Consider the following 11,469-nt stretch of genomic DNA (forward strand, 5'->3'; position numbering starts at 1 on the left):
ATCCGCATGAGCCATCGCATCCTGAAAGCCGCCGAACACCGCCGCATGCCGTGGAAGAATGGTCGGGGCGAGACGGTCGAGATCGCCGTTCACCCCCACGGCGCGGGGCTGGCTGATTTCGGCTGGCGTATCAGCATGGCCGGAGTGAGCGAGGACGGTGATTTCTCGATCTTTCCCCAGATCGACCGGACGCTTGCCGTGCTGACCGGCGAGGGGATCGAGCTGCATGTTCAGGGTACGCCGACCCGGCAACTGACGCCTGATTCCGAACCGATGGCCTTTGCCGCCGATGTGCCGACCTCGGCGCGGCTGCTGGCCGGGCCGATCATCGATCTGAACGTGATGACCCGGCGCGGCGCCTTTACCCACCGGCTGACACGGCTAAGCACGCAGGCCACCGGCGCGCCGCAGTGGCGGCTGCTACTTGCCACCGCGCCGGTAACGCTGGAATTCGCGGGTAAGACGATGGCGCTGGAGCCGCTGGATGCGCTTTATTGTGAGGGGGCCGAGGCGGCCTTGCCGGTCGGCCCCGCCCCTGACCTTTGGTTGATCGAGATCGACGACGCCTAATCGGCCCGGTTGCTCAGCAACAGATCGCGGCCGGCAAATATGCCGCCGACGCATTCCATCTTGAAGCGTTCGGCGTCGCGGCCGCGGATCTCTTCCATGACCTCGTCGACCTCGTCAGGGTCATCGCCCAGCTGCAACAGCGCCTCGCGTCCCATGACAAAGGCGCTTTCCAGCGTTTCGCGCAGCTGAAAATCGGCTCCGGCCTCGATCAGTTCCAGCGCATGCTCGCGGTCAAAGGCGCGGGCGATGACCGGCACCAGCGGGAATTCGTGCTTGATCAGCTCGACGATGCGGGTGGTGGCCTCGCGGTCGCCGGGAACGGCGATGATCAGGCTGGCGTTCCCCGCCCCGGCAGAGTGCAGGATGTCCAGCCGCGCCCCGTCGCCATACCAGATCTTGAAGCCGAATTCATTGGCGTCGCGGATGGTCTGGGGGTCCTTCTCGATGATCGAGATGGAGTGGCCGCGCGCGATCAGCGGCTGGCTGATGATCTGACCCATACGGCCGAATCCGATCATCAGGACCCGTGCCTCTAACCCCTGCGCGGCCTCGACCCCGTCAAGCGATGGTGCGGGTTTCGGTGCCAGGCGATCATGCAGAATGACCATCAGCGGTGTCAGCACCATCGAGACGATGACAATGGCGGTCAGCACCGCGTTGTTCTGGCCGTTGATAATGCCGAATTGCATGGCGCTGGAGTACAGCACAAAGGCGAATTCGCCGCCCTGCGCCATCAGCACCGCGCGTTCCAGCGCCTCGGACCGGCTGGCACGCAGCGTCCGGCCTACGCAATAGATCACCAGCATCTTCAACAGCATATAGGCTGGCACGCAGATTGCGATCAGTGCCCAGTTTCCGGCGATGATGCGCAAATCCAGCGCCATGCCGACGCCAAGGAAGAACAGGCCCAAAAGCAGGCCGCGGAACGGTTCGACATCGGCTTCAAGCTGGTGGCGAAAGCTTGATTCCGACAACAGCACCCCGGCCAGGAACGCGCCCATCGCCATCGACAGCCCGCCCCATTGCATCAGCAGTGCCGAGCCCAGCACCACCAGCAGCGCCGCGGCGGTCATCACCTCGCGCCCGCCAAAGCGCGCCAGAAAGGCGAACATCGGGTTCAGCAGATAGCGCCCCGCCGCAACCAGCGCGGCGATGCAGCCCAGCCCGATGGCAACGCCGGCAAGGCGCTGGGGCAGGGTGACCTCTTCTCCTCCCGGGGCCAGAAAGGCGACCATTGCCAATAGGGGGACGATGGCCAGATCCTCAAACAACAGGATGGCGATGATGCGGCGGCCTTTGGGCAGGGCGATTTCATTGCGCTCGGCCAGCATCTGCATGACGATGGCGGTCGAGGTCAGCACGAAGCCGGTGCCCGAGACAAAGCTGGCCGCGACCGGGAAACCCAGCGCCAGCCCCACGCAGGTCAGCAATGCGATGGCCAGCAGCACCTGCGCAAAGCCAAGGACGAATATCTCGCCCCGCATCGCCCAGATGCGCGACGGCTGCATCTCCAGCCCGATAACGAACAGAAACAGCACCACGCCCAGTTCGGCGACATGGATGATTGCCTGTGGGTCGTGGAAAAAGCCAAGGCCAAAGGGTCCGATCGCCAGCCCCGCCGCCAGATAGCCCAGGACCGAGCCCAGGCCCATCTTGCGAAACAGGGGGACCGCCAGCACCGCTGCCGCCAGCAAGACCACCACGCTGAGCAGCGGCAGGCCGCCACCATGCCCTGCCGCCTCGGCGGCGGCTGTTACCTCTGTTGCCATTTACCCTCCGTTCGCGCTCTGTTTCGGGTCAGCCTATACCGGGCCTTGTCGATCACAAAGCACCATGCTCAGCGCCAACCAAGCGCGGGGGCGATGTGTTTCAGCACGGCCTCGATGACATGGGCGTTGTAATCGACGCCAAGCTGGTTCGGCACGGTCAAAAGCAGGGTGTCAGCCTCGGCGATGGCCTCATCGGCGCGCAGCTCTTCGATCAGGCGGTCGGGCTCGGCTGCGTAGTTGCGACCAAAGATCGAGCGGGTCCGTTCGATAAAGCCGACCTGGTCGCTGTCCTGCCCGCCGCGACCGAAATAGCGGCGGTCGCGGTCGTCGATCAGCGGAAAGATCGAGCGGCTGACCGAAACGCGCGGCTCATGTTCATGCCCCGCCGCTGCCCATGCCTCGCGAAAGGCGCGGATCTGTTCGGCCTGCTGGATGTGAAATGGCTGGCCCGTCTCATCGGTTTTCAGGGTCGAGCTTTGCAGATGCATCCCCAGCCGCGCCGCCCAGCGGGCGGTATCGTTCGACGCCGCCCCCCACCAGATGCGCTGACGCAAACCGGCCGAATGCGGCTCGATCCGCAAGAGGCCCGGCGGGTTGGGAAACATCGGGCGCGGGTTCGGACGGGCAAAGCCGTGACCTTCGATCACGTTCAGAAACATCTCGGCATGGCGGCGGGCCATGTCGGCATCGCTTTCACCATCGGCGGGCGAATAGCCGAAATAGCGCCAGCCCTCGATTACCTGTTCGGGTGAGCCGCGCGAGATGCCAAGTTGCAGTCTTCCCTGCGAAATCAGATCGGCAGCCCCGGCGTTCTCTGCCATGTAAAGCGGGTTTTCATAGCGCATGTCGATGACGGCTGTGCCGATCTCGATGCGGCTGGTACGCGCGCCCACTGCCGCCAGCAGCGGGAAAGGCGAGGCAAGCTGGCGGGCGTAGTGATGGACGCGGAAATAGGCACCGTCCGCGCCCAGTTCCTCGGCCGCAACCGCAAGCTCGATCGATTGCAGCAGCGTGTCCTGTGCGCTGCGGCTTTGTGAGCCGGGTTCGTCCGACCAATGACCAAAGGACAGGAATCCGATCTTTTTCACGGGGTCGCCTCGGTGGTTGCGGGGGGATGCTGGGACAGGGGGGCCTGCCATGGCGGGCGGTGCAGCTCGGCTGCCAGATGGTCGACAAACCGGCGCAGCTTGGCAGGCATGGGGGAAACCGGGGGCCAGACCGCGACCACGGGCAGCGGCCTTGTGTCAAAGCCCTCAAGCACCCGCTCCAGCCGCCCGTCGGCAAGCGCGGGCGCGGCGATGAAACCGGGCAGGATGGCCAGACCAAGCCCCCCGATCGCCATGTCGCGGATCGCCTCGCCATTGTTCATCGACAGCCGTCCCTGCACGACCGGGGACACAAAGCGGTCGCGGTCCTGAAACTGCCATAGCTGGCTGTTAGGCAGGTGGCTGTAGCCGATCACCTCATGATCGCGCAGATCGGCCAGTGTCCGGGGCCGACCCTTGCGTTCCAGATAGGCGGGGCTGGCGCAGACGACGCTTTCATCTTCGCACAGCTTGCGCTGCATCAGCGCCTTGTCGCGCATTTTGCCGATGCGGATGCCGATGTCGAAACCCTCGCGCGCAAGGTCCCGGGCGCGGTCGTCGTAATCGACGCTGATCTCAAGCTCGGGGTTCAGGGCGGCGAAACGGGCGATGATCGGACCCAGATGCATCACGCCAAAGGTCATCGGTGCGGCAATCGACAGGCTGCCGCGCAAGGGGGCAAGCCCGTCCATATCCCATGCGGTGCTTTCGGCGGCGGCAATCAGCTCGGTCAGCGCGGGGCGCAGACGTTCGGCCAGACGCAAAGCGGCCTCGGTCGGGGTGATGCGGCCGGCGTTGCGGCGAAACAGCGCCGCGCCCAGCGTGCCCTCAAGATCGGTGATCCGCTTGCTGACCACAGATTTAGACAGGTTCAGACGGGCGGCGGCGGCGGTGACGGTGCCAAGCTCCATCACCGTCAGAAATGTCTCAAGATCGTTCAGGTCATAGCGCATGGCGCAAGCTTACCTGCTGTGCCGGCGTTCGCAATAGGCGAACACAAGGTTCGCCGCCGCTGCTGTGGTGGAAACGGCCCCCATGCCCGATATTGGTGCCAAGAGAAAGGAGGCCCATCATGGAGCTCACCGGAATTCACCACCTGACGGCGATCACGGCGAATGCGCCCGGCAACAAACGGTTCTATACCGACACGCTGGGGCTGAGGCTGGTGAAAAAGACCGTCAATCAGGACGATACCAGCGCCTATCACCTGTTTTATGCTGACGGGCTGGCCCGTCCCGGCACTGACCTGACCTTTTTTGACTGGCCGGCAGCGCCTGAGCGGCGCGGGACGCATTCGATCAGCCGCACCGGATTGCGGGTTGCGGGCGACAGTCTGGACTTCTGGGCCGGGCGGCTGGCTGACCGCGGGCTGAGCCTTGGGCAGATTGCATCCCTCGACGGTCGCGCGAGCCTTGATTTCGAGGACCCCGAGGGCCAGCGTTTCCGTCTGACCGAGGATGCACCCGATGCCGTGACCGCGCCTTGGGAGAAAAGCCCGGTGCCGGCGCAGCATCAGATCCACGGGCTGGGGCCGATCACCATTTCGGTACCTGAACTTGCCCCGACCGAGCTCGTGCTGACCCAGGTCATGGGCCTGCGCAAGGTCCGCGACTATGCCAGCCCCGACGGGCAGGGCACGGTCCATGTCTATGAGATGGGGCAGGGCGGCCCTTCGGCCGAGCTGCATGTTGCGGTCCAGCCCGATCTGCCGGTGGCGCGTCCGGGTGCGGGCGGGGTGCATCACGTTGCTTTCCGCGTGCCCGACAAACCGGCGATCCACGAATGGGCGCGGCGTCTGTCCGATATGCGGGTGCCAAACTCGGGCGAGGTCGAACGTTACTATTTCCGCTCGCTCTATTTCCGCGAACCGGGTGGAAACCTGTTCGAGATCGCCAGCGACGACCCCGGTTTCGCCGTGGATGAGCCGTTGGAGAGCCTTGGCGAAACGCTGTCGCTGCCGCCCTTCCTGGAAGGTCAGCGCGCGATGATCGAGGCGCGACTGAAACCGCTGGACTAAGACGTACCCCCTGACATGAAAGGCCGTCGGAGCGATCCGGCGGCCTTTTTCATATGTTCCGGCGCCGATGGGAACGGTTGCGGCCAGCGGGTGTTTGGTTCCATCCTGGCACACGCAACAGGACATAGGGGAGTGGGGAATGATCCAGCCGGACACGGACCAGCCTGCCTCAGAGCTGATTGACGCCCGGATCACAGAGCTGGGGGACTGGAGGGGTGAGACGCTGGCGCGGTTGCGCACCCTGATCCACGAGGCCGATCCCGAGGTGGTCGAGGAATGGAAATGGCGCGGCGTGCCGGTCTGGTCGCATGACGGCATCATCTGCACGGGCGAGACCTATAGGCAGGTGGTCAAGATGACCTTCGCCAGAGGTGCGTCGCTTGAGGATCCCTCGGGTCTGTTTAACGCCGGTCTGGAGGGTAACACCCGCCGCGCCATCGATCTGCGCGCGGGTGACCAGATCGACGCCGGGGCGCTGAAGGCGCTGATCCGTGCCGCCGTGGCCCTGAACCAGAGCAAGAAAAAGGGGCGGCCAGAATGACCGCCCCGTCTTTTTGCTGATCTGACCGCCTTAGGCGGTTTTGGCACGCTGGGCGATGGTCGCCTCGGCCCACCAGTTCAGTTCATCGAGCATGGCGTTGAGCGAGGGCAGCAGGTTCGCCTCGACCTCGGTCATCTCGCCATTGGCACCCAGCGGCGAGACCTTGAAGAAATCGCCCCCGCCCAGATGCACGGCATGGCGCAGCGGCACCATCTGCAACTCGACCGCGATGCCGCGCAAATGCTCGATGGCGCGGGCAGCACCGACGCCGCCATAACCCATGGCTGCCGCCGGTTTGTGGTTCCATTCCTTATAAGCCTGATCCAGCGCGTTCTTGAGCGAGCCGCTGACCGAGTGGTTATATTCCGCAGTGACAAAGATATAGCCGTCGAACTCGGCAAGCTTTTGTTGCCATTTCACCGCGCGTGGGTCCTGCGACGGCACCCACAGGTTCGAGGCGACCTCGTCAAAAAGCGGCAGGTCATAGTCGCGCAGATCGACCAGTTCAAAGGTCATGTCCTCGCGCTTTTGCGCATTCTCCAGCAGCCAGGCGGCGGGTTTGTCGGCAAAGCGTGCGGCGCGGGTCGAGCCGATGATAATGGCGATATGGGGTTTGCGGGTCATGTTCGTGATCCTTTGTGATGATCTTTCGGGGGCCGGTTGCGGCCTTGGATAACTGTCGTGGTCTTAACCTGCCCCCTGCGGGGTTTCCGGGCAAGCCAACCGGCATCGGATACAGTGTTCGATATTTTGGAACGGCCTGATGTCTGGGCAGAAACGGACAGGCGGGCCTTTTGACCCGCCTGCCGCTGTCATTCCCGGGGTGCCTGTCAGGCGCGGTCGATCCAGCTTTTCCCCTGTGCCAGATCCTCGGGTTGCAGCTCGTGCCCGGCGTCGAGCGTTTGCACCTCAAGCGCCGCGCCGCCATCCTGCAAGGCCCGTTCAAGCGCCGGTGCCATGCGCGCAAAGGGGTCACGCGCACCGGTCAGCATCAGCACGCGACTGTCCTTTAGCGCCTGCGGCTCAAGGGTGGGGGGCTCTTCCAGCACCTGAATGCCCCGCAGCAGGACCGCACTGCGGATCAGGCCGGGATAAAGCTGCATCAGCGCCCCAAGCAGGTTCGCGCCGTTCGAATAGCCCAGATAGGTCAGCGCCGCCGGGTCCAGATCATAGGCCCGCGCCGCCTCGGCGATGAAGCCGGCAAAAGCTTCGGCCTCGGCCCGGATATCGGCCTGATCATAGGTCACGGCGTCATGGCGGCGGAACCAGCGGTTGATGCCTTCCTCGGATGAGCGGCCGCGCACGCCCAAAAGCGTGGCATTCGGTGCCATGCGATGGGCAAGCGGCATCAGATCGGATTCATTACCGCCGGTACCGTGCAGCAGGACGATGGTTTTGCCGTCCGGGCTGTCCGGCCGGTGAAAGCGATGGACGAAATGCAGGTCTCGCATCGGTTGCCTTTCCTTTCCCGGAAGGGAGAATTGCGGCAGGATCACGCGCAGATCTTCGGCGCGGGCCGCGTCATGGGGCGGGACGAACAGCGTCTCGCCCAGATGTTCGGGGGCCTCGTCCACGGTGAATCCGGGGGCGTCGGTCGCATATTCCAAAAGTGTCCCCGCCGGTTCGCGCACATAAAGCGACAGGAAATATTTCCGGTCGTGCACGCTGGTCGCGTCGGTGCCCTTAAGCGCAAGCCGCATCTGACGCACCGCATCGGCATCGGCTGCGCGAAAGGCGACGTGATCCAGAATGCCGGTGCCGGGGATGCCGGGGAAAAATCCGGTGGCATCGCGGACGTCGATGATATCCGTGTCCGATTCCATACGCTGGATCGCGCCGCCTGCCGCGCCGGGCTGATAGCCAAAGCGGGTCAGAAACTCACGTGTCGCGACGGGCTGTTCGGTCAGGATGGTCACGCCGCGCAGCCGCGTCGGGGCGATCGGATCAGGCAGGGGAGCCGCCGCAGGCAGGGCTATCCCGACCAGCTTGACGATCACGCCATCGGGGTCCTTGAGCCGCAATACGGTTTCGCCCTGTTCGCGCAGCGGCCCCTCGACCGGCACGCGCGCGGTCATGGCGCGGGTCAGCCAGTCGCCGATGCTGTCAGGGGGCACGGCAAGCGCGATTTCCGAGACCTGCCCATGGCCGACGCGGCCGGGTGCGCCGTCCTCCCACACCAGAAAAGTGATGAGAGAGCCGGGCGAGCCAAGCGCATCGCCATAAAACAGGTGCAGCTGTTCGGCATCCTCATAGCCTCCGGTGCGCTTGACCAGACGCAGGCCCAGAAAACCGGCGTAGAAATCGACATTGGCCTGAACCCGGCGGGTAATGCCGGTGACGTGATGGATGCCAGACAGCATGGTTTGTCTCCTCAGGCGCTCTCTTCGCGGGCGAGAACGGTTTGTACGGCCGGATCGGCCGCAATACGGTCATGCAGGGCCTGTACATTGGCCCAGCCGCTGATGCCTTCGGGCAGCACTTTCATGGCCCAACGCAGCATCGGGAAAGCATAGGCGTCGATCGCCGAGCGGCGGTCCAGAACCCATTCCCGCCCCTCAAGATGCGCATCAAGCTGCGCCAGCCGCTTGCGCACCAGCTTGCGCCCGGCCTCTTGTACCGCGTCGTGGTCGGCCTGTTCGCGGCTGGTGGTATAGCGCCGGGGGGTAAAGACCGGGAAAAAGGCCGGATGCAAATCGCCGGTGAAAAAGCTCGACCAGCGGTCAAATTCGGCCGAGGCGTGCAGATCGTCGCCGCCGCCCAGATCGGCCTGCGGGTGCTTGCGCACGAGGTGATGCAGGATCGCGCCCGCCTGGGTCAGGGTCCAGCCGTCGTCCTCGCGCAGGACCGGAACGGCGCCGGCCGGGTTCACGGCCAACAGTTCGGGCGAGCCGAACTCGACCGCCACAGCCTCATAGGGCGTTCCGGTCCATTCCAGCACGATATGCGGTGCAAGCGAACATGCGCCGGCGTGATAAAACAGGGTGGGCATGAAATCCTCCGTCATCAGATGCGTTCAAGATAGCGTTGCACCGTGTTTCTCCAACCCGCAAGGGAGGGAACGTGGTGTTCTGCCCTATCGAACGCGCCGACGGAGGAGCGGTTCAGCCCTCAGGCGCTATGCGCGCCGGCTGACAGTTCGGCGACAAAGGACAGGATCTCGGGCACGGGGCGCCCCTCGCCGATCAGCCTGACGATGGCCGAGCCGACGACGCAGCCATCGGCAACGCTTGCCACCGCCCGCGCCGCTTCGGGGGTCGAGATGCCAAAGCCGACCACCACTGGCAGGTTGGCGCTGGCGCGGATGCGGGCGACTTCGGGCGCGACCTCGGCGGCATTGGCAGCGGGGCCGCCGGTGATGCCGGTGACCGAGACGTAATAGACAAAGCCGCTGGTGTTCTTGACCACCGCTGGCAGGCGACGGTCGTCGGTGGTCGGCGTAGCAAGGCGGATGAAGTTCAGCCCCACCTCGCGCGCGGGCAGGCACAGTTCGGCGTCTTCCTCGGGCGGCAGGTCGACGACGATCAGCCCGTCAACCCCGGCCTCGGCCGCATCGGCCAGAAAGCGCGGAACGCCACCTTCACGCGCATAGATCGGGTTGTAATAACCCATCAGCACGATTGGGGTGCTGTTGTTGTCGGCGCGAAAGGCCCGCACCATCTCCAGCACCCGGCTGACGCTGCCCCCAGCGGCCAGCGCACGCTGGCCCGCCGCCTGGATCGTGGCGCCATCCGCCATCGGGTCGGTAAAGGGCATGCCCAGCTCGATAATATCCACGCCTGCGTCGGGCAGGCCGCGCATGATTTCCAGTGAGCGGTCGAAATCCGGGTCGCAGCCCATCATGTAGGCGACAAAGGCCTTGCCGCCGGTTTCGGCCAGCCGCGCGAAAGTGTCGTCGATTCTGGTCATGCGCCTGTTCCCTCTTGTTCCGCACAGCCCTAGCCCGGCTTGAGGGGCAAGATCAACGGCCCGCCACTGGACTTGGGCGTCATGGACCCATAATAAGCGCGAAATTCCGGGAAAAAGGGGTGCATCATGGGCTTTCGCATGGGGATCGTCGGCCTGCCGAACGTGGGCAAATCGACGCTGTTCAACGCGCTGACGAAAACCGCAGCCGCTCAGGCTGCGAACTTTCCCTTCTGCACCATCGAGCCGAACGTCGGCGAAGTGGCGGTGCCCGACCCGCGGCTGGACAAGCTGGCCGAGATCGCGGGCTCAAAGCAGATCATCCCGACCCGCATCACATTCGTGGACATTGCCGGTCTGGTAAAGGGCGCAAGCAAGGGCGAGGGGTTGGGCAACCAGTTCCTGGCCAATATCCGCGAAGTGGATGCCATAGCCCATGTGCTGCGCTGTTTCGAAGATGACGACGTTACCCATGTCGAGGGCCGCGTCGATCCTCTTGCCGATGCCGATACCATCGAGACCGAGCTGATGATTGCAGACCTCGAATCTGTCGAGCGCCGGCTGGCCAATATCCAGCGCAAGCTCAAGGGTGGCGACAAGGATGCCGTGGCGCAGGAAAAGCTGCTCAAGGCCGCGCAGGCCGCGCTGGAATCGGGCAAGCCCGCCCGCACCGTTCAGGTTGCGGATGAGGATCGCAAGGCTTGGGACATGCTGCAGCTTCTGACTGCAAAGCCGGTGCTTTTCGTCTGCAACGTCGAAGAGGACAAGGCCGCAACCGGCAACTCTCAATCCGACCGCGTGGCGCAGATGGCGGCCGAGCAGGGTGCGGGTCATGTGGTGATTTCCGCCCGGATCGAGGAAGAGATCAGCCAGCTTCCCGCCGAGGAAGCGACCATGTTCCTTGAGGAAATGGGCCTGCATGAGGCCGGTCTCGACCGTCTTATCCGCGAAGGCTACAAGCTGCTGGGCCTTGAGACCTATTTCACCATCGGCCCCAAGGAGGCCCGCGCCTGGACCATTCACAAGGGTACGCCGGCCCCGCGTGCGGCGGGTGTGATCCATGGCGATTTCGAGCGCGGCTTTATCCGTGCCGAGACCATCGCCTATGAGGATTATGTCACCTACAAGGGCGAAGCCGGCGCGCGCGAGGCTGGCAAGCTGCGTGTCGAAGGCAAGTCCTATGTGGTGCAGGACGGCGACGTGCTGCACTTCCTGTTCAACGCCTGACGATTTCTTGCGGAGTTCAGTAAACCTCAGCAGTGCTCGTTGAATTAAGATTATTATTTAAAATATAGTTAAATCCGGTCTGCTGAGGTTTCCTGTCATTTATCCGCATCCAGAAAAGTTGGGGGGTACTCGTGTTCAACCGTGGGGGTGCTTCTCCCCATAGTGGAGTCCAACGATGCCCCGAAGACCTGCCCATCGACACCAAGGTCAGGTCGGTCAGACCCACTGATCACGACCGGAAACTGTCTGACGGTGGCGGTCTGTTCCTGCTCATCAAGCTGACCGGCGGCAAGCTCTGACGGTGAAGGTACTGCTTTCAAGGCAAGGAATGTTGATTTCCGTCGAGACGTGACCCGG

General features: G+C 64.0%; 12 protein-coding genes. 4 read left to right on the plus strand and 8 right to left on the minus strand.

Annotated features, from left to right (window positions below):
- Positions 1–6: 6 nt before the first annotated feature.
- Positions 7–570 (plus strand): HutD family protein, encoded by a 564-nt coding sequence (locus tag PARACOCCUSGL_RS0114170; RefSeq protein WP_010397813.1) that lies wholly within the window; start codon positions 7–9, stop codon positions 568–570.
- Here the strand turns inward: PARACOCCUSGL_RS0114170 and PARACOCCUSGL_RS0114175 are convergent.
- The 3 genes from PARACOCCUSGL_RS0114175 to PARACOCCUSGL_RS0114185 form a co-directional block, all read right to left on the minus strand.
- A complete protein-coding gene (locus tag PARACOCCUSGL_RS0114175) occupies positions 567–2,339 on the minus strand; it encodes a monovalent cation:proton antiporter-2 (CPA2) family protein (protein ID WP_010397815.1) in 1,773 nt (590 codons plus the stop codon). The genes PARACOCCUSGL_RS0114170 and PARACOCCUSGL_RS0114175 overlap by 4 nt on opposite strands.
- 68 nt (positions 2,340–2,407) lie before the next feature.
- Entirely contained in the window at positions 2,408–3,427 is a 1,020-nt protein-coding gene (locus PARACOCCUSGL_RS0114180; RefSeq protein WP_010397817.1) for an LLM class flavin-dependent oxidoreductase, read from the minus strand.
- The gene (locus tag PARACOCCUSGL_RS0114185) at positions 3,424–4,377 is read right to left on the minus strand and encodes a LysR family transcriptional regulator (protein ID WP_010397821.1); all 954 of its coding nucleotides are present in this window, start codon (positions 4,375–4,377) and stop codon (positions 3,424–3,426) included. Before PARACOCCUSGL_RS0114185 ends, PARACOCCUSGL_RS0114180 begins: the two co-directional genes overlap by 4 nt.
- Before the next feature lie 119 nt (positions 4,378–4,496).
- Between PARACOCCUSGL_RS0114185 and PARACOCCUSGL_RS0114190 the strand changes: the two genes are divergently transcribed.
- Positions 4,497–5,441 (plus strand): ring-cleaving dioxygenase, encoded by a 945-nt coding sequence (locus tag PARACOCCUSGL_RS0114190; RefSeq protein ID WP_010397823.1) that lies wholly within the window; start codon positions 4,497–4,499, stop codon positions 5,439–5,441.
- A gap of 139 nt (positions 5,442–5,580) precedes the next feature.
- Positions 5,581–5,982 (plus strand): DUF1801 domain-containing protein, encoded by a 402-nt coding sequence (locus PARACOCCUSGL_RS0114195; protein WP_010397825.1) that lies wholly within the window; start codon positions 5,581–5,583, stop codon positions 5,980–5,982.
- Positions 5,983–6,012: 30 nt separating this feature from the next.
- Here the strand turns inward: PARACOCCUSGL_RS0114195 and PARACOCCUSGL_RS0114200 are convergent, their stop codons facing one another.
- The 4 genes from PARACOCCUSGL_RS0114200 to trpA all read right to left on the minus strand — a co-directional run bounded on the left by PARACOCCUSGL_RS0114200 (position 6,013) and on the right by trpA (position 9,888).
- Entirely contained in the window at positions 6,013–6,606 is a 594-nt protein-coding gene (locus tag PARACOCCUSGL_RS0114200) for an NADPH-dependent FMN reductase (protein ID WP_010397827.1), read from the minus strand.
- 206 nt (positions 6,607–6,812) lie between these two features.
- On the minus strand, positions 6,813–8,342 hold the full coding sequence (locus PARACOCCUSGL_RS0114205; protein WP_010397829.1) for a VOC family protein: 1,530 nt from the start codon (positions 8,340–8,342) through the stop codon (positions 6,813–6,815).
- An 11-nt stretch (positions 8,343–8,353) separates the two neighbouring features.
- The gene (locus PARACOCCUSGL_RS0114210) at positions 8,354–8,971 is read right to left on the minus strand and encodes a glutathione S-transferase family protein (protein WP_029372312.1); all 618 of its coding nucleotides are present in this window, start codon (positions 8,969–8,971) and stop codon (positions 8,354–8,356) included.
- A gap of 119 nt (positions 8,972–9,090) precedes the next feature.
- The gene (trpA, locus tag PARACOCCUSGL_RS0114215; protein WP_010397833.1) at positions 9,091–9,888 is read right to left on the minus strand and encodes a tryptophan synthase subunit alpha; all 798 of its coding nucleotides are present in this window, start codon (positions 9,886–9,888) and stop codon (positions 9,091–9,093) included.
- A gap of 126 nt (positions 9,889–10,014) precedes the next feature.
- On the opposite strand from trpA, the gene ychF reads away from it, so the two are divergent.
- Complete coding sequence (gene ychF / locus PARACOCCUSGL_RS0114220) at positions 10,015–11,112, plus strand: redox-regulated ATPase YchF (protein ID WP_010397835.1); 1,098 nt, start codon at positions 10,015–10,017, stop codon at positions 11,110–11,112.
- Positions 11,113–11,207: 95 nt separating this feature from the next.
- On the opposite strand, the gene PARACOCCUSGL_RS22445 is transcribed toward ychF, so the two are convergent.
- The coding region (locus PARACOCCUSGL_RS22445; protein ID WP_237701520.1) for a hypothetical protein at positions 11,208–11,469 on the minus strand (262 nt) is incomplete at its 5' end.

The organism is Paracoccus sp. TRP, assembly GCF_000185925.1.
Classification (GTDB): Bacteria; Pseudomonadota; Alphaproteobacteria; order Rhodobacterales; family Rhodobacteraceae; genus Paracoccus; species Paracoccus kondratievae.